The sequence below is a fragment of the Microbacterium elymi genome, assembly GCF_021582895.2.
Taxonomy (GTDB): domain Bacteria; phylum Actinomycetota; class Actinomycetes; order Actinomycetales; family Microbacteriaceae; genus Microbacterium; species Microbacterium humicola.
Genome location: NZ_CP091139.2, coordinates 1748185 through 1768323, shown reverse-complemented (window position 1 = coordinate 1768323; position 20139 = coordinate 1748185). Strand labels below are relative to the sequence as shown.

Genomic DNA, 20139 nt, shown 5'->3' with positions numbered 1-20139 from the left:
CCAGGTCCCTGAGCGAGCGCAGCGAGACGAAGGGCCGATACTCGCGCCGCTGGAGGGATGCCGCGGCCCGGTCACGCGGTCAACGCGATGTACTGCTCCTCGAGGAACTCGTGGATGCCCTCGAATCCGCCTTCCCGCCCGAGCCCGCTCTGCTTGACGCCGCCGAACGGAGCGGCGGGATCGCTGACCACGCCGCGGTTGACGGCCACCATCCCGGCTTCCAGTCGTCGGGCCACGGCGACCGCTTCGCGCTCCGGACCGAACACGTACCCCATCAGCCCGTAGATGGTGTCGTTGGCCATGCGGATCGCCTCGTCCACGTCGTCGTACGACACGATCGCGGTGACGGGCCCGAAGATCTCCGAGGTGTTGATGGTGTCGCCGTGCGCGACATCGACGAGGAGGGTGGGCGCGTAGAAGGCGCCGCCCTCGAGCGGCCGGCCACCGCAGACGACGGTGGCTCCCTCGCGCACCGCGCCCTCCACGAGCCGGGCCACCTTGTCGCGTTCGGCCACCGAGACGTGCGCCCCCAGCTCGTTGGATCGCACGCTGCCGGGACCCACGGTGATCTGCTCGAGTGCGGCCTGCATGCGGGCCACGAACTCGTCGTGCAGGGAGGAATGCACGTAGAACCGGTTGGCGGCCGTGCACGCCGACCCGCCGTTGCGCATCTTCGCCAGGAGTGCGCCCTCGACCGTGACATCCAGGTCCGCGTCGGGCAGGACGATGACCGGGGCATTGCCGCCCAGCTCCATCGACGCGCTCACCACGGTGTCCGCGCAGGCGTGCAGCAGCTCGCGCCCGACCTCGGTCGACCCGGTGAACGACAGCTTGCGCACCTCGGGCCGGTCGATCATGCGGGCCACCAGCGGGCCGGTCGGCACCGGCGTGACCAGGTTGACGATCCCGCGCGGTGCGCCCGCGCGCTGCATCGCCTCCACGATGCAGGCGGCGGTCAGCGGCGTCTCGCGCGCGGGCTTGAGGATCGTCGCGCACCCGGCCGCCAGCGCGGGTGCCAGCTTGCGCGTGGCCATGGCCGCCGGGAAGTTCCACGGCGTGACCAGCAGCGAGACCCCGACCGGCTGCCGATCGACGACGATGCGCTTGCGCCCATCCGGCGAGAGGCGGTAGTCGCCCCCGATCCGCACCGCCTCCTCCGAGAACCACCGGAAGAACTCGATCGCGTAGCCCGCTTCGGCCTCAGCATCCGCCCATGACTTGCCGTTCTCGGCGACGATCACCGCCGCCAGCGCCTCGGCATCGGCGTGCAGCTGTTCGAACACGGCGCGCAAGGCTCGCTGCGCTCGCGCGGGGCAGTCGTGCCCCACGACTCCTGTGCGGCCGCGGCCGCGTCGACGGCGGCGTCGCAGTCCTCGGCCGTCGCCACCGCGAACCGCGCGATCGTCGACAGGTTCGCCGGGTCGATCACGGCGAACCGCTCGTCGGACGATCCCGGACGCCACTCGCCGTCGATGAACAGGTCTGCTCGGTACGTCACGATGCGCTCCCATCTGTCAGCGTGCCGGCCAGGGCGTTGTCCAGGATCTCGTGCAGCAGCACGGCGTCAGCCGGCACCGGAGAGATCGCCACGAGCCGCTGCGACTGGAGCGCGAGCTCGACGATGCGGGCAGCTTGCCCGCGCTCGATGCCCAGCTCGGCCAGGTCCGGTGGGACCCCGATGACGCGGTTGAGTTCGACCAGCGCCGCCACGACGGCGCCCGGATCTGCCGCGACGCCGAACGTCGCACCGAGCTCGCCGATCCGCAGGGCGGCCTCGGCATCCTGCGCGAGAACGTCCAGCACGTAGGGAAGCAGCAGCCCGTGCCCAGCCCGTGCGGCGTCTTGGTGAGTGCGCCGATCGGATACTGCAGGGCGTGTGACAGGTGGGTGCCGGTCGGACCGAACGCGATGCCGGCCTGCAGCGCGCCGACCGAGAGCTCGGCCCGTGCGCGGCGGTCGCCGCCGTCGCGCACGGCGACGGGCAGCCAGCGATGGATGCGTCCTGCCGCCTGAAGGCTCAGACCCGCCGTCAGCACGTTCCGCCCGGTGAACACCGGCACCGCAGCCGCGGAATCCGTCGCCGCCTCCGAGGAGAAGGGCGCGGCCGTATAGGACTCGACGGCGTGCACGAGCGCGTCGATCCCGGCGAATGCGGTGACGGATGCCGGCGCCGCCATGGTCAGCTCCGGGTCGACGAGGGCCACGGCGGGAACCAGGTACGGGCTGGAGACGCCCACCTTCAGTTCACGTTCCGAATCCGCGATCACCGCGACCGGAGTGACCTCCGACCCGGTGCCCGCGGTCGTCGGCAGCGCGACCACCGGCAGCACCGGCCCGGGCACGCGGTTCTCGCCGTAGTAGCGCGAGAGCGGGCCGCCGTGCGCGAGGAGCAGGGCGATGAGCTTGCCGGCGTCCAGGGCGCTCCCGCCGCCGACGGCGACGATCACCTGTGCGCCGAAGTCGGCGGCGTCGGCCGCGGCCGCGGTCAGCGAGTCGACCGGCAGCTCCGGCGTGATGTCGGAATACACGCTCACCTGGCGGCCGGCACCCTCCAGCAGTGTCGCAGGCTGCGCCCAGATGGGAGTGCCGACCAGGAACGGGTCGATCACGGCGAGCACGCGCTCGCTGTCGGCAGGCAGCTCGGCGACCAGCCGCTGTCGCACGCCGAATCCGACGTGCACCCGCGGGGGAGCCGCAGGGTCCCCTTCAGCCAGGCATCCGTCATGTGAACCTCACCGTCCTTCCGCGCTCGACCGCCGTGCGCGCCGCGGCGCCCAGCAGCCCGGCATCGTTTCCCATCAGCATGAACCGCAGGCCCGCGTCGACCGCGGTCTGCACGGCCTCGGCCGACGCGGCGCCGGCGCACCCGACCGGCATCCCCCTCGTGGACGCCTGCGCGACGGCATCCGCCGTCATCGCACGCACCCGGGGGTCGGACTCGTCGAGCCCTTCGCTCATCGACAGGTCGGCGGTGCCGACCAGCAGCGCATCCACCCCGGGGACATCCGCGATGGCGCCGGCGTGGGCGATGGCCTCGGCGCTCTCGAGTTGGGCGATGAGCGCGGCCTCCTCCCGACCGAAGCGCACATATTCCTCCCGCGGCATGGCGCCCCAGTCCCCGGCGCGGCTCGTGGCGCCCACGCCGCGCGCTCCGAGGGGCGGGAACCGCACGGCGGATGCCGCCGCCCGTGCCTGCTCGGGGGTGTCGATATGCGGCACCATGATGCCGTCCGCGCCGGCGTCGAGCACGCGCTGGATGACAGCCGCATCGAGCGCGGGGACCCGCACGATCGGCGCGACCCCGGTGTGCGAGCCCGACGCCGATCAGGTCATAGGCGGTCTGCAGATCGATGGGCGAGTGCTCCAGGTCGATCACGGCGAAATCGAAGCCGGCGAGCGCGATCAGCTCCATGCTGCCCGTCGTCGGCAGCTTGATCCAGGTGCCCAGCGCAGGACGATCGTCGTTCAACGCGGCGCGGAAGAGACTGCGTCGCATCATCGGGCCGGGTAGTCGTCGGCGTTGAGGACCCACCCCGAGGCGGAGAAGTCGACGCGCGGCGGCGAGAAGATGTCGATCAGCTGCTGGTGCGGACCCACCCCCTGGGTGGTGTGCACGGTCGGCGGCGGGATGATGCAGATCGAGGGGGTCGCGATCTCGCGACTCTCGTCGGGCCGCCACTGGGTCGAGTCCGGCCCCCACGGATAGCGGATGTGGTGGACGAAGCGCCCCTTGACGGCGAGCGAGATCTGCTCGAAGTCGTCGTGGTGGTGGGGCGACAGCTTGCGCCGGTCGCGCGGAGCCGGTTCCTCGGCCAGGAAGTTCACCATCAGGTTGGTCGTGCGGAAGATGCGCCCGAAGCGCCCCTCGGCGATCGGGGTGTCGGCCAGCCGGTACACCCGCAAGCCGGAATCCGCCGACCGGATCCGGCCACGGCTCCAGCGGCGCCGCCCGCAGGTCGGGCTCGGCGTAGGCGGCCGCGTTCAGGGCGCCGTTGCGCAGGTCGTCGGCGCGCGTGGAGAACAGACGGATCAGGATGCCGTCGGCATCCGCCCGCACCTCGCTGTCGCCGGGCGGCACGACCACGAACGCCTCTTCGGCCACCCGCGCCTCCTCGCCGCCGGCGCTGACCGTGACCGGCGCGGACTCCGAGTACATCAGCACGGCGTACTCGTCCGGCTGACTGCGGCGCGCGAGCACGTCGCCGGCCTTCACGGCCGAGTATGCGATGACCGCGTTCGCCGCGCGTGCGACCCACGTGCGTCCGCCGCGCGGGGTGGTCTCGGTCGGCTCGTGCGCGAGGAACTCGACCCACTGCGAGGGCTTGATCGGGGTCGTCGGATCGATCGTGCGGACCGGTGAGACCTCGGCGAGGGTGGAGCGGATGTCGTCTGCGGCATACGTGCTCATGCGGGTGTGCTTCCTTCCCGGTCCCGACCGCGCAGCGCGAGGATCTCCCGCGCGTCGTCGGGGGTCGCGATCTGCTTTCCGAGGTCCTCGATCACTCCGCGGATCTTGCGGACCTGCTGGGCGTTCGATTCGGCGAGCCGCCCCTTGCCGATCCAGAGACTGTCCTCCAGGCCGACGCGCACATGGCCGCCCAGCCAGGCGCTGTGCGTGCCGAACTGCATCTGGTCGCGCCCGGCGGCGAACGCCGAGAACGAGTAGTCCGCGCCGAACAGCTTGTCGGCGATCCGGACCATGTGCTCGAGGTTCTCGTGGTCCGCACCGATGCCGCCGAGGATGCCGAAGACCCCCTGGATCAGCAGCGGCGGCTTGGCGAGACCCTTCTCGGCGAAGTGGGCGAGCGAGTACAGATGACCGATGTCGTAGCACTCGTACTCGAAGCGCGTGCCCTGCGCGCCGAGCGTGCGCATGGTGTGCTCGATCCGGTCGAAGGTGTTGATGAACGGCTTGCGAGTACGTGTTCAGCACGTAGGGCTTCTCCCAGTCGTGCCGCCACTCGGTCACCCTCTCGGCGATGCCCGAGTAGACGAAGTTCATCGAGCCCATGTTCAGCGAGGCGAGCTCGGGCCGGAACCGGGTCGCCGCCGCCAGCCGCTCATCCATCGTCATGGCGGACGATCCGCCGGTCGTGATGTTGATGACCGCATCCGTCTCGGACTCCAGCACCGGCACGATCTGCTCGAACACCTCCGGCTCGAACGCCGGGCGTCCGTCCGGGTGCCGTGCGTGCAGGTGGATGATCGCCGAGCCGGCCTCGACCGCCTCCAGCGACGCCGCCAGCACCTGCTCGGCGCTCAGCGGAAGGTGCGGACTCTGCGACGGGATGTTGACCGAGCCGGTCACCGCCGTCGTGATGATCACCTTGTCGGCTCGACGCATCAGATCGAGTCCTCGAGTCCGAGCAGGTAGGCGGTGTTGCGACAGATCATCTGACGGATGTCGCGCTCGGAGACGCCGTGGTCCAGGCTTGCCTGGATGATCAGGATGTAGCCGTCGACCGGCAGCGGGTTGCCCTTCTGCCCGAGGTCGGAATCGATCACGGTGTGCTCGGGGCCGATCCGCTCGATCCAGTCCACGAGCCGCTGGATCGGCCATTGCGGCGCCGAGACGCCGGGGTGGTACATCGCCAGCTCGTGCTCCACGAAGGCGCCGAGTCCCACGAGCTCGTCGAGCACGTTCTCGGGTGTGTTCACGATGAAGTCCGGGTGGTGCAGCAGCAGGCGCTTCACCCCGTTGCGGTGCGCGGCGTGGAAGAACGCCGAGATCGAGGTGGGGTCGAGGTGACCGCCGGTGAGCATGACTCCGGCTTCGGCCACGAGCTTGGTCACGGTGTCGGCGGCCTCGGAGACGTCGCCGTCGTCGCCGAGGACCGTCTCGGTCCGCTCGTACAGGTTGCCGCCGATCGTGGGGAACCCGTCGTCGTGGCTGTGAGCGGCGATGTGCTGTGCTGCCGAGACCGTGGGGCCCCAGACGCAGCGCCCGCCCATCGAGAGGGCGAGGGCGACCGCCGAGGGGTTCACGCCGCCGACCTCGGTGTTCAGGGCGACGCCGCCGTACACCGGCGTCGGTGCGTCGGCGAGTGGCTTGCTCATGGCCAGGACGTCCATCGCGGTGTTGTGGTGGTGCGACTTGACCAGGATGGCGCGCATGTTGATGCGGGCCGCGTCATAGGACGCGTCGACGTGGTCGATGCGACGCGGGAACGGGCTCGGGCCCGAGTGGGTATGCAGGTCGACGGCCCCGTCGAGCACCTTGAGCAGAGCGGGGGTGGGAGTCAGGGAATCTTCGCCGACGAACGTCACTATGGTCACCTTTGTTCGGAATACGTATTGCTGGTTCATAATATGCACACGTCGGACAGATGTCCACCATGGAGCGGGATGTGGTCGCGATGTGAACTACGCTGTCGGCATGGCCAAGAGTGAGCGCGGCGAGGCGTCCACCTCAGACATCCAGGCGGTCGATCGGGTTGCGCAGATCTGCGGCCTGTTCGGCGCGAACGAGCTGACCGCGGCGGATGTCGCGGAGCTGACCGGGCTGAACCGCACGACGGCGTACCGCTACTGCGCGTCGATGACGGCCGCCGGCATCCTCGAGCGCGGCTCGCGCCGCGGCACCTTCGCCCTGGGCGGGCTCATGCTGCAGATCGGCATCCAGGCGCTGGGCCGACGCCGCGTGGTCGACATCGCACCCAGCCACCTGAGCGAGCTGCGGGATGCGGTGGGGATGACGACGGTGCTGAGCCTGTGGGCCGCCGGACGCCCGGTCGTCGCCCTCGTCGAGGAGGATGCCAGCCGCGGGGTCATGATCACCGTGCGCCCCGGCACCCGGCTCGACGAGACCGCGGCCCAGACCCACGTCTACCTGGCCTACGCCGGTGACGACGCGGTCGCCGCCGCGGCGAAGGGGCTCCGCAAGGACGACACGGCGCGTCTGCTGGCCGACGTGGAGCGCGCACGGGGGGCCGGCTACTCCGTCGTCGGCTACGACGGCGGGATGTTCGGGGCCGCCGCGCCCGTCTTCGACCAGAACGGCATCTGCGCCACCATCGCCGTGCTCGGCGCGACCCAGCTCGCGGACCTGTCCGAGACATCCCCGGCGCTGGGCAGTCTGCGTGCGACCGCCGCGGCCGTGAGCGCGGAGCTCGGCGGCGCGATCCCGTCCCCGACCGACTGACCCGTCCGGCCGGGCACGCCGGCCGTCGTCCGCGAATCGCCGGCTGCCGCACGCCCGGTGACGGTGTTCGGCCTGTCTGCGATCCGTCCGGGCGCCGGGTGCAGGCCGGCCGACAGCGAGCGCCGCCCCCCGTCTGTGACCGACGATGCCCCTTGGCGGGACGGATGCGGGTGTGGTAGACATCACTCCAGATAATCCGTATTATGCACAAGGTGCGCACATTGCGAACAACAAGGAGGTCGTCGTAATGAAAGCCTGGCTGTGGCACGTCGGCAAACTCCTGCTCTCGTCGTTCCTGCTGTTCCTCGCGGTCGTCACCGTCCTGTTCTTCCTGCTCGAGATCGCGCCCGGCGATCCGGTGCAGGCCCTGGTGGGCGATGTGCCGATCTCCGACGCCGTCCATGACCAGCTGGTCCAGGCGTACGGGCTCGATCAGCCGCTGCTGGTCAGGTACGCCACGTACATGGGCAATGTGCTCACCGGCAACCTCGGCTACTCGTACGCGACGAACTCGCAACCGGTGCTCGAGATCATCCTCAGCCGCGCGGGCAACACCCTGGCCCTGGCCATTCCCGCCTTCATCCTGTCCACGGTGGGCGGCATGGTGCTGGGATCCATCGCCGCACGCACGCGGTCGCGCTGGCTGGACGGGGGCATCTCCGGCACCGCGGTCGGCCTGTTCTCGGTGCCGAACTTCTGGTTCGGGATGCTGCTGATCCTGGTGTTCTCGATCTGGCTGGGGTGGCTGCCCACCGGCGGCATGGCACCCTATGGCGACACGGGCATCCGGCCGCAGTACCTCGTGCTGCCGGTGATCACGATGGCCACCACCGAGCTGGCCTACAAGACGCGCATCATGCGCTCGTCGATGATCGAGTCGCTCGGCCAGGACTTCATCGACACCGCCCGCTCCAAGGGCCTGTCGTCGAACCGGGTGCTGTGGCGGCATGCCATGCCGAATGCGCTCCTGCCGATGATCTCGGTCGCCGGCTACAGCCTCGGGTTCATCCTGGCCGGCTCGATCCTGGTCGAGCGGGTGTTCGGCTGGCCCGGTATGGGCCTGCTGTTCTTCGACGCCATCGAGCGCAAGAACAACATGGTGGCCCTGGGCATCGTGATCGTGCTCACGATCACGATCATCATCGTCAACATCCTCACCGACGTGGTCTACGGGCTCGTCGACCCGCGTCTTCGCGCGCGATTCATCCCGCGCCGACAGGAGGTGGCCGCATGACCGTCGAGCAGATGGACGGTTCGACCGACATCGTCGAGACCCCGCCCGGGGGAACGCGTCCGCCACGGCGGCCGAGTCGGATGCCGCATCGCCGCGACGGGCCGGGGGAACGCGCGCCGCCTGGCGGACGTTCTTCCGCACCCCGGCAGCGATGGTCTTCATCCCGCTGCTGGTGCTGTTCGTACTGGTCTCGGTGATCGGCCCGTTCTTCGTGGCCGACCCGGTCGCCACCAGCTTCCCGAAGCTGCTCCTCCGAGCGGGGAGCACCTGCTCGGGACCGACATGCTCGGGCGCGACTATTTCGCCCGGGTCGTGTACGGCGGCCAGGTCTCGCTGCTGGTCGGCTTCAGCGTCGCCCTGCTGTGCATGACCATCGGCCTGGTCGTCGGCGGACTCGCCGGATATTACGGCGGATTCATGGACGTGATCATGGTCAAGGTCGCCGAGTTCTTCCAGGTGCTGCCCGGCATCGTCCTCACCCTGATCGCGGCCGCCCTGCTCGGGGCGAACATCTGGATCCTGGTGGCGATCCTGGCGATCACCATGTGGCCGGGAGTGGCCAGGATCGTCCGCGCCGAGGCCATGCGGATCTCGCAGCTGGGCTATGTGGAGTCGGGCCGTGCGGCGGGCTTCGGCGGCGTGCGCCTCATCCGCTCGGATGTGATCCCGAACCTCATGCCCCCCGTCCTGGTGGCCACGAGCATGACGGTCGGTCGCGCCATCCTCATCGAGTCGGGACTTGCCTATCTGGGCATCGGCGACCCGAGCGCCCCCAGCTGGGGCGCTCTGCTGAACTCGGCCCAGTCCTACATCAGCGACGCCTGGTGGCTGGCGGTGTTCCCCGGCGGCTGCATCTTCCTCGTGGTCCTGGCCGTGAACATGCTCGGCGACGCCCTGAACGACGCCTTCAATCCGACCGTGGGGAGAGTCAAGTGACCATGGATGCCGCATCCACGCCACTGGTCGCGGTGCGCGACCTGCGCGTCATGCTGCCGACCGGCGCCAAGAGCGAGATCGAGGCGGTGCACCACGTCGACCTCGTCGTCGCCGACGGCGAGCGCGTCGGCCTGGTCGGCGAGTCCGGCTCGGGCAAGTCGGTGACCGGCCGTGCCATCGCGGGACTCCTGCCCACCTCGCCGCGCGTGCGCGTGTCCGGCTCGATCAAGATCGCCGGCGACGAGCTGGTCGGCGCACCGCGGACCGCGTGGGACGAGGTCCGGCGCACCCGCGTCGGCATGATCTTCCAGGATCCGCTGACGTTCCTGAACCCGACGATGCGCGTGGGAGCTCAGGTGGTCGAATCGATCCCGCGGCGTCGCGAGGCATCCGCCGCGGCCCGTTCCGCCGCGGCCCTGGAGTTCCTGCGCCAGGCCGGCCTCGACGATGCCGAACGCGCCGCCGCCGCGTTCCCGCACGAGTTGAGCGGCGGGATGCGGCAGCGGGCGCTCATCGCCATCGCGATCGCGAAGCTGCCGTCGCTGGTCATCGCCGACGAGCCGACCACGGCGCTGGACGCGACCGTGCAGGCCCATGTGCTGCGCACCCTCGACCAGACGGTCCGGCAGCTGAACACCTCGCTGGTGCTGATCTCGCACGACCTCGCCGTGGTCGCCGGGATGACCGACCGCGTCTACGTCATGTACTCCGGGCGCATCGTCGAGGAGGGTCCGACCGAACAGGTGATGAACGACCCGCAGCATCCCTACACGAAGGCGCTCATCCGCAGCGTGCGGAGCCTCACCGACCCCGGGGTCGAGCTCTACTCGATGCCGCCGGGCTGCGGCGCGAACTGTCGGAGATGATGACCGATGCTTGAAGCGCACAACGTGACGAAGATCTTCCGCGGCCGACGGTCCGCGAGCCCGGTGATCGCCGTCGACGAGGTCAGCGTGCAGGCCGGCCCCGGCGAGTTCGTCGCCATCGTGGGCGAGAGTGGCAGCGGCAAGAGCACGCTCGCGCGCATGCTGCTGGACCTCATCCCCGCAACGTCCGGATCCGTCCTGCTCGACGGCCACGACATCACCGCGATGAACCGGACCGACAAGCGCGGCTACCGCCGTCAGGTGCAGGCGGTGCCTGCAGGACCCGGCAGGGTCGCTGAACCCGCGCAAGCGCGTCGATCGCGCGATCGGCGAGGTGATCCGGCTGCATGGGATCGCGACCGGCAGCGGCATCCGCGACAAGGTGGTGCAGACCCTCGAACTGGTGGGGATGTCGCCGGCCGACCGATTCTTGGATCGCTTCCCGCACGAGCTCAGCGGGGGCAGCGGCAGCGCGTGCTCATCGCCCGCGCGCTCGCGCTCGACCCGCGGATCATCATCGCCGACGAAGCGGTGTCGGCCCTGGACGCGTCGGTGAAGGCCGGCGTGCTGCGCGTGATGGTCGATCTGAAGGATCGGCTGGGCGTCGGCTTCGTCTTCATCACCCACGACCTGCCGGTCGTGAAGAAGGTGGCTGACCGGGTCTATGTGATGCACCGCGGAAAGGTCGTCGAAGAAGGTCCGAAGGACCGCATCTTCGACGCCCCGAAGGATCCGTACACGCGCACGCTCCTGGCCGCCGCACCCTCGCTCACCCCGACCACCTGAACCCCGGCGGCGCCGATGCCGCGACCAAGGAGGACATCCGATGACAATCACACGACGCGCGGCCGTCGCGGCACTCGCCGCACTCGCGCTCGCCCTCACCGCCTGCTCCGGAGGCGGCGCGGACGACAGCAGCGAACGCGTCTGGGTCCGCGCCATGAACGGCGATCCGATGACGACCGGGCTGAACGCCCAGTTCACCACCGGCACCGTCCCCAGCCTGTTCAGCGCACAGATCCTGGATCCGCTGATCTTCATGAACGGCGACTTCAAGACCAGCCCGGGGCTTGCCACCGACTGGAAGCTCAGCGACGACGGACTCGACTTCACGATGAATCTGCGTCACGACGTGACGTGGCACGACGGCAAGCCGTTCACCGCGGAGGACGTGAAGTTCGACTTCGACGAGCTCGTGCCTCTGAACGTCGCCGGATCACAGCTGGCCGCGCGGCTGGATTCGACCGAGATCGTCGATGACGACACGGTCGTGCTGCACCTGTCCAAGCCGTTCGGGCCGCTGATCGAGACGATCTCGCAGCAGTACATGCTCCCCAAGCACATCTATGAGGGGACGGACTACCTGACGAACGAGGCGAACAAGGAGCTCATCGGCACGGGTCCGATGATGTACGACTCGTACAGCCCGGGCAAACAGGTCGTGCTGGTGAAGAACCCCGACTACTGGGGCGGGGTGAGCAAGGTCGACAAGGCGGTCTACTCCACGGTGGCCGACCCGAACAGTCGGGCCCAGGCCCTGTTCGCCGGCGAGATCGACGAGGCGATCCTCGACCCGTCCCAGGTGGACAAGGTCGACAAGGACCCGAACACCGAACTGCTCACAAGCGGCGAATACCCGCAGGACGACATCATGATCTTCAACACCGAGAGCGAGCAGCTGAAGGATGCCGCGGTGCGCAAGGCGCTGTACTCCGCGCTGGACCGGCACGCCATCGCCGAGACCGCGATGGCCGGCGTGGGCGAGCCCGCCACGACCTTCCTGCCGGATTCCCTCGGGTGGGCGGTCGACCACGACGTCGACTTCGACAAGATGTACCCCTTCGACCCCGATGCGGCCAACAGGGCCCTGGACGAGGCGGGATTCCCGCGCGGCGCCGACGGCAAGCGCTTCACCCTCAAGGTGGTGTACATCCTCACCCTCAACGAGGTCGTCTCCGCCGTCCAGATGGCCCAGTCGATGTTCGCCGATCTCGGCATCGACCTGAAGCTGGTCCCGGTCGGCGGAGCGCAGTACAGCGAGATGGTCTACACCAAGGGCGATTTCGACCTGGCATTCGTCCGGGCCAACCTCGGCGCGGACCCGAGCCTGGGCGTGGTGCGCTACTTCGAGTGCAACAAGGACCGTCGCGTCGGGTTCAACCCGTCCGGCGTCTGCGACCCGCAGATCGATGAAGCCGCGGCCGCCGCGCTGGACACCTCGGACCGCGCTGCCCGCGGTGCGGCGCTGAAGAAGCTGCAGGCGCGTGCGGCGGAACTGATGTTCAACGTGCCGCTGGCGTGGTACCGGGGCGCGTACCCGACGATCAACTCGTCGCGGTGGAAGGGACAGGACAAGCGCGACCTGATGGCCGAGCGGATGCCGTGGCAGACCATGACGTTGGGCTAGCGACCACCCGACCCGAGCAGGCGACGACGAAAGCAGAACAGACATGACCAGCCCCCTCTTCGACACCCACGCCCATCTCATCTCCGATGACTGGGCCACCTACCCGGCCACACCGCTTGCGCCCGGACCTGCCGGTTCCGCGCAAGCCCGACTACACCGTGACCGTGGACGCGCTCATCGAGATGATGGACGCGCAGGGCGTGACCGACGCGTGCCTCGTGCAGCGCGGTCACCTGTACGGCTACGACAACAGCTACATCCTCGACTCCGCAGCGCGGCATCCGGGCCGCCTGCATCCGGTCGTGATCCTCGACCCGCAGGATCCGGCCACGCCTGCCCGCTACCGGGAGATGGTCGAGAACCAGCACGTGCGCGGGTTCCGGATGGCGCACCTGCGCCCCTGGATCCTCGACACCGCGTGGGTGAGCTCGCCGCAGGCGATGGAGGTGTGGAAGACGTGCGCCGACCTGGGCACGCCGATGACGCTGATCCTGTTCCGCAACCAGCTGTCGTACCTGCTGCCGCTGATCCGGATCATCGCGAAGCAGTTCTCGGAGCTGCCGATCCTGCTCGACCACGGCGGCATGCCGTACGGGATGTCGCAGTACGAGGTCGGACTGGCGCGCGAGGCCGGCGAACCGGTCGAGCTCCGGGGCCGCCGCACTTCGGCATCGACACGACGATCTCGGTGCTGCGGGACGCGCCCAACGTGCATTTCAAGATCACCGAGATCAATATGGAGCGCTTCGACGCCGAGAATGTGCGGGCAGCCCACGTGGTGCGCCGCATGGTCGATGAGTTCGGTCCCGACCGGCTCGTGTGGGGTTCGGACATCGGACAGAGCATGCTGTGGTCGTACGAGGAGAAGGCGGCGATGGCGCGGTCCGCGGCCGACTTCCTCACCGAGGACGAGGCGAACGGCTTCCTGCACGACAACGCCGCGCGCGTCTACCTCGGCGGACGGTGACGGATGGCGATCCAGTACCGCAGACCGCAGCCCGCGTCACAGCTCGAGCACGACGTCGTCTACCGAGACGAGGCGCAGTTCTGCGCGTGGCCGTACACGATGGGGTTCTGGGAGGTCGGCTCGTCCGAGCTCGTCGCGAACTTCATGTCGCTCGACGCGGACTACAGCGACCCGTCCGGCATCAGTCACGATCGCCTCGGCGAACGCTTCGGCGCGGGCAGCCGGATGGTGACGGTTCGTTCGACCGACCGCGGCCGCACCTGGGGCAAGCCCGAGTTCGACGTCTATCCCCGGGTCTCGCCGGACGACGACTTCCCCGCCGACCTGTCGGCGTGGGGGCCGTTCGACTTCACCCGGCCGGATGTGCTGATCGGGAACGTCAGCACCCAGTTCGGCAAACCCGAGAGCCGCGCCTATGTGCGCGTGTCGCAGGATGCCGGCCGCAGCTGGACGCCGTCGGCGCGCCTGCCGCTGGACGGCCTGCACTCGCTGTCGGCGATCAACTCGGCCCTGGTGCGTCCCGACGGGCGGGCGCTCCTGTTCCTCACCCTGGTCAGTGAGGACGGCTGGAACCGGCGACCCCTCGTCTACGCGAGCACGGATGACGGCACGGACTTCCACTTCCTCTCCTTCATCACGCCCGAGCACGACCCGTTCGCCGCCGCCGACGGCGACTGGAAGAGCACGTATCGCTTCGGCGGGCACCGCTGGTTCTACCCGCGCGGCGTGCTGCTGCCGGACGGGCGCATCGTGTGCACGCTGCGCGAGCCAGCGCGACCCCACCGGGGTGATGTGGACCGAGGTGTACGCGAGCGACGACGGGGGCCGCACCTGGTTCTTCCTGTCCCGCGTCAACGACTTCGGCGCGCCCGGCAGCCTCATCGTGCTGTCGGACGGACGGCTGGTCGTGGTCTACGGCTATCGCATCAAGCCCTACGGCATCCGTGCCGTGGTCAGCGAGGACGGTGGACGCACGTGGGGCCCCGAACTGATCGTGCGCGATGACGGCGGCAGGCTGGGATCTCGGCTACCCGAACGCGTTCGAGGTCGAGCCCGGCCGGATCGGGACGCTCTACTACTTCAACCGACGCGACGACGCCGTGCAGGCGAACGGAGGCGTGCGGCACATCGCACGCAGCATCTTCACCGTCTGAAGGTGCGACGAAAACCGACAAGGAGGTCAGGATGATGGGAACGAGCAGGAGAAGAGGAATCGCCGTGCTGGCGGGGCTGGCGATCGGAGCACTCGCCCTCGCCGGCTGCACCGGTGGGGGTGGCGGTGGCGGCGGCGACGAACAGCCTGCGTGGGTGGGCGTCGTCGGCGGCGACCCGATGAACTTCGGACTCAACTCGCAGCTGGCGGTCGGATCGGCCCCGAAGCTGTTCAGCGCCCAGATCCTGGACCCGCTGATCTACATGTCCGACGACTACGAGTTCTCGCCCGCACTGGCTGAGAGCTGGGAGCTCAGCGATGACGGTCTCACGCTCACCCTGCACCTGCGCTCCGGCGTGAAGTGGCACGACGGCAAGCCGTTCACGGCCGAGGACGTGAAGTTCAACTTCGACGAGATCGTCCCGCTCCAGGCCTACGGGAGCGAACTGTCTGCGCGCATCGCCGACGTCGAGATCGCCGACGAGAGCACCGTCGTGGTGCACCTGAAGAAGCCCTACGGGCCGCTGCTGGAGAACCTGTCGACGCAGTTCATGCCTGCCCAAGCACGTCTACGAAGGCACCGACTATGTGACCAACCCCGCCAACAACCATCCCATCGGCACCGGGCCGATGATGTTCGACTCCTATGTCGAGGGGTCCCAGGTCATCCTCGCCAAGAACCCGGACTTCTGGGGCGGCGACGTCAAGGTCGACAAGGCCGTGTACACCGTCATCCCGGACATCAGCGCCCGCGCCGAAGCGCTGTTCGCGGGCGAAGTCGATGAGGCGGTGCTCCACCCGTCCAAGCAGCAGCGCGTGTCCGGCGACGACGACACGAAGCTGCTCACGCACGGCGCCTTCCCCGAAGAGATCGTGATGATCCAGAACACGGAGAAGAAGTTCCTGTCCGACCCGGCCGTGCGCAAGGCCGTATTCTCCGCAATCGACCGGACGGCCATCGTGAACAAGGCCCTGTCGGGTCTCGGCGTGCCCAGCAAGGGCTTCGTCCCCGACACGATCGGCTGGGCCGTCGATCCCGACATCGACTTCACCGAGCAGTTCCCGTACGACGTCGACGCCGTCAACGCCGCCCTCGACAAGGCGGGGTACCCGCGGGGAGCGGACGGCACCCGATTCACCCTCGATGTCGTCTACATCAACGCCCTGCACGCGGTGGTCTCCAGCGTCGAGATGGTGGAGTCGATGCTGGCCGACGTGGGGATCAAGGTGAAGCTGGACGGCGTGGGCGGCGCGGCCTACGTGGACCGGGTGTACGCGAAGGGGGATTACGATCTCGCCTTCGTCCGGTCGTCGGTGGGTCCGGACCCGAGCCTGGGCATCGTCAACTGGTACGCGTGCAACAAGGACCGGCAGCCCGGCCGCAACCCCACCGGCATGTGCGACCCCGAACTCGATGCCGCCGCATCTGCCGCGCTCGACACCAGCGATCGCGACAAGCGCTCCGCCGCGCTGCGGACCGTCGGCAGCGGGCCGCCGACCTGATGTTCTACGCGCCGCTGGTCTGGTACGACGGCGCCTTCCCCACCGTGAACACCTCGCGCTGGCAGCGCGCCGACGAGCCGGCGATCCAGGCCGATCGGCGCCCGTGGCTGACGATGACCCCCGCGAACGGGAAGTGACCGGTGAACCACACCCAGCAGCTCGTGCCCACCGGGTGGCCGCCGCGCCGCGATGAGACCGCCGAACACCACATCGTCTACCGACGAGACGACGAGTTCGCAGCCTGGCCGTACTACTGCGGCCTGTGGCTGACCGCGGACGGGAGCGTGGTCGCCGGCTTCAAACGGGTGCCCACCGACTATCGCGACATCGACCACTACAACCTCGTCCGCAAGCCGGGTGAGATCGTCGTGATCCGGTCGGATGACGGGGGCCGGACGTGGGATGACGAGTCGATAGTGCCGGTGTTCGACATGTCGATCACGTCCGAGGCCGAGCTGCCGGGCGGCGCCAGCGACGAGTGGACCGACCTGCCGCCGCTGGATTTCACCAGCCGCGACACCCTCGTGATGGGCGGAGGCATCCCCCGGCTCATGTCGGGCGACGGCTCCCGCGCGTGGGTGCGTGCATCCGCCGACGGCGGCCGCACCTGGCGGCCGCACCGCCTGCTGCCCAACTGGGACCTGCCGGGCGTGACCATGCCCGGAACGTCGATGTACGCGGTGCGACCGGATGGCGTGATGCTGTTCGGCGTGCACGCCTGGGCGCCCGGCGCCCAGAACCCGCTGCCCGTCGTCTATGCCAGCGAGGACGGCGGCCAGTTCCGCTACCTCGGGCAGATCGTGCCCGAGGCGCCGGCGTCGCCGTTCTGGCCGGGCGGCAGATTCGCCTCGGCCCAGCACATCTACCCGCGCCTGGTGGTCCTGGCGGACGGGCGGGTCCTGGCATCCGTCCGCTACGAACGCGACCCCCGCGGCCTGTTCTGGGTCGAGATCCACGAGAGCCTGGACGGCGGACGCACCTGGCACTGGCTGAGCCGGGTGAACGACTGGGGGCACCCGGCGACCTCGTCCCGCTGCAGGACGGCCGGCTGCTGTGCGTCTACGGCTATCGGCTCTCGCCGGGCCGCGGCATCCGATATCGGATCAGCGCCGACCAGGGGCGCACCTGGGGGCAGGAGGTGATCCTGCGCGACGACGGGGCGACATGGGACCTCGGGTACCCGCGTGCGATCGAGGTGGAGCCGGGCGTGGTGCTCACCCACTACTGGATGAACCTCGCCGAGCCGGGCTCCGGCGACGGTGGTGGAGTCCGCCACATCGCGAGCACGAGGTTCCGGCCATGAGCGGCACGATCACCACGACCGAGACCGCGCGCCTCGCCGGACGTCTTTCCGGCACCGAGGCGGTGCGGGCGATCAAGCGGCTCGCAGCACGCATGGGGACACTACGCCGACGCCGGCGACCTCGAGGCGATGGCCGATCTCTTCGCCCGCGACGGCCGACTCGTCCTCCCGCCGCACGAGGCCACCGGACGCGACGACATCCTGGCCCTGCTGAGCCGGACGATGGGGGGCGCGGATGCCGCACCCGACCGGCTGAACGTCCGGCTCGAGCTCTCCCCGGTCGTCACCGTCGCCGCCGACGGCGCCACCGGCCGGGGGCGCTGGCACGAGCTCGCCCTGACCGGACGGCACGGCGAGAGCGCCCTGTGGTCGGGCGGCATCCACGAGAACACGTACGTGCGCGAGGACGGGGTGTGGAAGATCGGGGTGCTGCATCACCACCCGCAGTTCGCCGGACCGCACGAGACCGGCTGGCGCAGCGTGTCGGACGCCGTCCCACTCGTGCCGTTCCACTTCACCCCGGACGGTGCCGGCACCCCCGTGCCGGACGGGATTCTCGGCGACGAGGCCGAACCGCGCTCGCTCGCCGCCCGCGCGCAGCGCCTGGTCGACCAGGGCCTGGTGCAGAACCTGCTCGCCGCATACGGCTTCTATGTCGATCGTCGGCTGTGGGACGACGTCGGCGATCTTTTCGCCGAGGACGGCGTGCTGCAGTGGGGCGACGACGAGTGGGGCGGACGGGCCGGCATCCGGCTCGCACTCGAGACGATCTCGCCGGCCGGGCTGCGCCGCGGCGAGCTGTTCGACCACCTGCAGCTGATGCCGATCGTCGACATCGCCCCGGACGGGGCGACCGCACGAGTGCGCAGCCTCGAACTGCAGTCCATCGCCGGCCCCGGCCGACCCGACCGATGGGGCGTGCGGGTGTGCGACGGCGAGTTCCGTCGCACCGCGTCCGGATGGCGGATCGTCGCACTCCGGTTCCGTCCGCGGCTGCTCGCCGACCACGACCGCGGCTGGCGGGACGAGCTCCCGCCGCGCTCGGCGCTCGGCACGGCCTACCCCCAGTCCCGCGGACCCGCGATCGCGTTCTCCCATCCGGTGCGAGAGGCGACCCCGCCGCCCGTCGTCCGAAGCGAGGCATCCCTCGATGACCTGCGCGCGACGCTGGCCGTCGCCGAGGCGTTCGACGGGGCGGAGAACGTCGCGTGCGCGTACGGCTACCTCCTCGACGAGGCGCAGTGGGATGCCACGGCCGACCTGTTCGCCCGCGACGGGTGGAAGGAGCTCTCGTTCGTCGGCACCTACATCGGGCGCGAGCGCATCCGCGACTCGCTCGTGGCGCGCTACGGCCGCCGCCCGCGGCGCCCCACCTTCCTGCCGATCCACCAGAAGACGCAGCCCTATGTGACGGCCGAACCCGGCGGACAGCGGGCACGCGTCCGACTGAGGATGCTTCAGGTCAACAGCGGCTGGGACACCGAGGCGAGCACCGTCACCGGGGTCTATGAAGAGCAGATCGTGCGCGAGGACGGTGTCTGGCGGATCCACGGCATGGACCTCGACTACATCGTCGTGACCCAATGGGCCGGCGGATGGTCGGCCGTCACGCCCGACCTCGGACGCAAGTTCGCCCCCACGCCCGAGGTCATCGCCGCCTTCGATCCGGCCCCCGACGGCCCGCTCCGGGGCCTCGCGTTCGCGCCGTTCCCCGAGATCGGGCCGCTCGGCTTCCACTTCGCCAACCCGGTCAGCGGCCGGGCGCCCGCCGTGCACTTCGACTGGTCGGACGGCCGGTTCGACCCCGCCGACGGCATCCCCACCACAGACATGACCCGAAAGGCCCCTCATGACCGATGAACTCTTCGACGTCCGCGGCAAAGTCGCCCTCGTCACCGGCGGCACCGGCGGAATCGGCGGAATGATCGCCCGCGGCTTCGTCCGCCGCGGCGTGCGGACCTACCTCGTCGGGCGTGATCCGCAGAAGACGACGGATGTCGCAGCCGCCGTGTCGGGGGACGACGGCGACTGCCGGCCCCTGGTCGCCGACCTGGCCGATCCCGCTCAGGTGGCGGCGCTGGCCGCCGAGTTCGCGCGGCACGAGGAGCGTCTGCACATCCTGGTCAACAACGCCGGCGCCGTCGGCCCGGACTCGCTCGATGCCAGCACCACCCAGGCGTGGGACGACATCATGGAGCTGAACGTGCGCACCCCGTTCCAGCTCGTGCAGGGGCTGCTGGCGCCGCTGCGTGCGGCGGCGAGCGTGGACGATCCCGCCCGGATCGTGAACATCGGCTCGATCGGCGGCCTGCACGTGCCGAACTGGGAGGCGCATGCGTACGGCGCATCCAAAGCCGCACTGCACCACCTCACCCGGTCGCTGGCCAAGAAGCTCGGTCACGACTCGATCACGGTGAACGCGATCGCTCCGGGCCCGTTCCCGACGAGCATGACCTCCGCGAGCGCCGAGACCGTGCGCAAGAACGTGCAGACCTACATCCCGCTGGCCCGCGCGGGCGAAGAGCACGACATGCAGGGGCTCGTGCTGTTCCTGAGCTCGCGCGCCGGCGCCTACGTCAACGGCGTGACGATCCCGCTCGACGGCGGCTACATGGCCGCCCTGTGACCG

General features: G+C 69.6%; 20 protein-coding genes and 7 pseudogenes. 20 read left to right on the top strand and 7 right to left on the bottom strand.

The features are described from left to right. Nucleotides 1-71: 71 nt before the first annotated feature. The 4 genes and pseudogenes from L2X98_RS09640 to L2X98_RS09625 form a co-directional block, all read right to left on the bottom strand. Nucleotides 72-1429, bottom strand: a pseudogene (locus L2X98_RS09640) (NAD-dependent succinate-semialdehyde dehydrogenase). An 85-nt stretch (nt 1430-1514) separates the two neighbouring features. After that, a complete protein-coding gene (locus L2X98_RS09635) occupies nt 1515-2663 on the bottom strand; it encodes an iron-containing alcohol dehydrogenase (RefSeq protein ID WP_259613132.1) in 1149 nt (382 codons plus the stop codon). A 58-nt stretch (nt 2664-2721) separates the two neighbouring features. Further along, nucleotides 2722-3294: pseudogene (locus L2X98_RS09630) on the bottom strand (HpcH/HpaI aldolase family protein); the annotation flags it as partial. A 201-nt stretch (nt 3295-3495) separates the two neighbouring features. Further along, on the bottom strand, nt 3496-3903 hold the full coding sequence (locus tag L2X98_RS09625; RefSeq protein WP_259613131.1) for a cupin domain-containing protein: 408 nt from the start codon (nt 3901-3903) through the stop codon (nt 3496-3498). A 110-nt stretch (nt 3904-4013) separates the two neighbouring features. On the opposite strand from L2X98_RS09625, the gene L2X98_RS09620 reads away from it, so the two are divergent. Continuing rightward, nucleotides 4014-4181 (top strand): hypothetical protein, encoded by a 168-nt coding sequence (locus L2X98_RS09620; RefSeq protein WP_259613130.1) that lies wholly within the window; start codon nt 4014-4016, stop codon nt 4179-4181. Between the two features lie 223 nt (nt 4182-4404). Here the strand turns inward: L2X98_RS09620 and L2X98_RS09615 are convergent, their stop codons facing one another. From L2X98_RS09615 to L2X98_RS09605, 3 genes and pseudogenes are all read right to left on the bottom strand, one after another. Continuing rightward, on the bottom strand, nt 4405-4875 hold the full coding sequence (locus L2X98_RS09615) for a beta-keto acid cleavage family enzyme (protein WP_259613129.1): 471 nt from the start codon (nt 4873-4875) through the stop codon (nt 4405-4407). Between the two features lie 145 nt (nt 4876-5020). Beyond that, nucleotides 5021-5344 (bottom strand): annotated as a pseudogene (locus L2X98_RS09610) (3-keto-5-aminohexanoate cleavage protein); the annotation flags it as partial. Then, entirely contained in the window at nt 5344-6267 is a 924-nt protein-coding gene (locus L2X98_RS09605) for a DUF6282 family protein (RefSeq protein WP_259613128.1), read from the bottom strand. The gene L2X98_RS09605 and the pseudogene L2X98_RS09610, both read right to left, overlap by 1 nt. A 109-nt stretch (nt 6268-6376) precedes the next feature. On the opposite strand from L2X98_RS09605, the gene L2X98_RS09600 reads away from it, so the two are divergent. The 19 genes and pseudogenes from L2X98_RS09600 (at nt 6377) to L2X98_RS09520 (ending at nt 20136) form a co-directional block, all read left to right on the top strand. Further along, nucleotides 6377-7141 (top strand): IclR family transcriptional regulator, encoded by a 765-nt coding sequence (locus L2X98_RS09600; protein ID WP_259613127.1) that lies wholly within the window; start codon nt 6377-6379, stop codon nt 7139-7141. A 247-nt stretch (nt 7142-7388) separates the two neighbouring features. After that, nucleotides 7389-8375 carry an ABC transporter permease gene (locus tag L2X98_RS09595; protein ID WP_259613126.1) on the top strand — a complete coding sequence of 329 codons (987 nt, stop codon included), beginning with the start codon at nt 7389-7391 and terminating at the stop codon, nt 8373-8375. A gap of 124 nt (nt 8376-8499) precedes the next feature. After that, nucleotides 8500-8745, top strand: a pseudogene (locus tag L2X98_RS20840) (hypothetical protein); the annotation flags it as partial. Beyond that, nucleotides 8658-9311 carry an ABC transporter permease gene (locus tag L2X98_RS09590; protein WP_259613125.1) on the top strand — a complete coding sequence of 218 codons (654 nt, stop codon included), beginning with the start codon at nt 8658-8660 and terminating at the stop codon, nt 9309-9311. The pseudogene L2X98_RS20840 and the gene L2X98_RS09590, both read left to right, overlap by 88 nt. A 2-nt stretch (nt 9312-9313) precedes the next feature. Then, nucleotides 9314-10177, top strand: a complete 864-nt coding sequence (locus L2X98_RS09585; RefSeq protein ID WP_259613266.1) for an ABC transporter ATP-binding protein — start codon at nt 9314-9316, stop codon at nt 10175-10177. A gap of 6 nt (nt 10178-10183) precedes the next feature. After that, nucleotides 10184-10963 (top strand): ABC transporter ATP-binding protein, encoded by a 780-nt coding sequence (locus L2X98_RS09580; protein WP_259613124.1) that lies wholly within the window; start codon nt 10184-10186, stop codon nt 10961-10963. Between the two features lie 40 nt (nt 10964-11003). Then, a complete protein-coding gene (locus tag L2X98_RS09575; protein ID WP_259613123.1) occupies nt 11004-12584 on the top strand; it encodes an ABC transporter substrate-binding protein in 1581 nt (526 codons plus the stop codon). A gap of 86 nt (nt 12585-12670) precedes the next feature. Next, a pseudogene (locus L2X98_RS20835) lies at nt 12671-13126 on the top strand (amidohydrolase family protein); the annotation flags it as partial. After that, nucleotides 13033-13551, top strand: coding sequence for an amidohydrolase family protein (locus L2X98_RS20830; RefSeq protein ID WP_494337246.1), 519 nt, complete (start codon nt 13033-13035; stop codon nt 13549-13551). The pseudogene L2X98_RS20835 and the gene L2X98_RS20830, both read left to right, overlap by 94 nt. Nucleotides 13552-13554: 3 nt before the next feature. Further along, on the top strand, nt 13555-14556 hold the full coding sequence (locus L2X98_RS09565) for a sialidase family protein (RefSeq protein ID WP_259613121.1): 1002 nt from the start codon (nt 13555-13557) through the stop codon (nt 14554-14556). Further along, nucleotides 14553-14705, top strand: coding sequence for a hypothetical protein (locus L2X98_RS09560; protein WP_259613120.1), 153 nt, complete (start codon nt 14553-14555; stop codon nt 14703-14705). The genes L2X98_RS09565 and L2X98_RS09560 overlap by 4 nt, the downstream gene beginning before the upstream one ends. Before the next feature lie 31 nt (nt 14706-14736). Further along, nucleotides 14737-15243: pseudogene (locus L2X98_RS20825) on the top strand (ABC transporter substrate-binding protein); the annotation flags it as partial. 49 nt (nt 15244-15292) lie between these two features. Beyond that, on the top strand, nt 15293-16207 hold the full coding sequence (locus L2X98_RS09550) for an ABC transporter substrate-binding protein (RefSeq protein WP_259613119.1): 915 nt from the start codon (nt 15293-15295) through the stop codon (nt 16205-16207). Further along, complete coding sequence (locus L2X98_RS09545; RefSeq protein WP_259613118.1) at nt 16207-16344, top strand: hypothetical protein; 138 nt, start codon at nt 16207-16209, stop codon at nt 16342-16344. Before L2X98_RS09550 ends, L2X98_RS09545 begins: the two co-directional genes overlap by 1 nt. 3 nt (nt 16345-16347) lie before the next feature. Continuing rightward, a complete protein-coding gene (locus L2X98_RS09540; protein ID WP_259613117.1) occupies nt 16348-17349 on the top strand; it encodes a sialidase family protein in 1002 nt (333 codons plus the stop codon). Further along, entirely contained in the window at nt 17346-17510 is a 165-nt protein-coding gene (locus L2X98_RS09535; RefSeq protein WP_259613116.1) for a hypothetical protein, read from the top strand. The genes L2X98_RS09540 and L2X98_RS09535 overlap by 4 nt, the downstream gene beginning before the upstream one ends. Before the next feature lie 96 nt (nt 17511-17606). After that, nucleotides 17607-17924: pseudogene (locus tag L2X98_RS09530) on the top strand (nuclear transport factor 2 family protein); the annotation flags it as partial. Continuing rightward, on the top strand, nt 17907-19370 hold the full coding sequence (locus tag L2X98_RS09525; protein WP_259613265.1) for a nuclear transport factor 2 family protein: 1464 nt from the start codon (nt 17907-17909) through the stop codon (nt 19368-19370). The pseudogene L2X98_RS09530 and the gene L2X98_RS09525, both read left to right, overlap by 18 nt. Next, nucleotides 19360-20136 carry an SDR family oxidoreductase gene (locus L2X98_RS09520; protein ID WP_259613115.1) on the top strand — a complete coding sequence of 259 codons (777 nt, stop codon included), beginning with the start codon at nt 19360-19362 and terminating at the stop codon, nt 20134-20136. The genes L2X98_RS09525 and L2X98_RS09520 overlap by 11 nt, the downstream gene beginning before the upstream one ends. Nucleotides 20137-20139 lie beyond the last annotated feature (3 nt).

Coding starts and splice junctions, on each gene's coding strand:
- L2X98_RS09615 (WP_259613129.1), bottom strand. CDS start 4,875: ATGCGCACGCTCGGCGCGCAGGGCACGCGCTTCGAGTACGAGTGCTAC.
- L2X98_RS09600 (WP_259613127.1), top strand. CDS start 6,377: ATGGCCAAGAGTGAGCGCGGCGAGGCGTCCACCTCAGACATCCAGGCG.
- L2X98_RS09595 (WP_259613126.1), top strand. CDS start 7,389: ATGAAAGCCTGGCTGTGGCACGTCGGCAAACTCCTGCTCTCGTCGTTC.
- L2X98_RS09590 (WP_259613125.1), top strand. CDS start 8,658: ATGCTCGGGCGCGACTATTTCGCCCGGGTCGTGTACGGCGGCCAGGTC.
- L2X98_RS09585 (WP_259613266.1), top strand. CDS start 9,314: ATGGATGCCGCATCCACGCCACTGGTCGCGGTGCGCGACCTGCGCGTC.
- L2X98_RS09580 (WP_259613124.1), top strand. CDS start 10,184: ATGCTTGAAGCGCACAACGTGACGAAGATCTTCCGCGGCCGACGGTCC.
- L2X98_RS09575 (WP_259613123.1), top strand. CDS start 11,004: ATGACAATCACACGACGCGCGGCCGTCGCGGCACTCGCCGCACTCGCG.
- L2X98_RS09565 (WP_259613121.1), top strand. CDS start 13,555: ATGGCGATCCAGTACCGCAGACCGCAGCCCGCGTCACAGCTCGAGCAC.
- L2X98_RS09560 (WP_259613120.1), top strand. CDS start 14,553: ATGACGGCGGCAGGCTGGGATCTCGGCTACCCGAACGCGTTCGAGGTC.
- L2X98_RS09545 (WP_259613118.1), top strand. CDS start 16,207: ATGTTCTACGCGCCGCTGGTCTGGTACGACGGCGCCTTCCCCACCGTG.
- L2X98_RS09520 (WP_259613115.1), top strand. CDS start 19,360: ATGACCGATGAACTCTTCGACGTCCGCGGCAAAGTCGCCCTCGTCACC.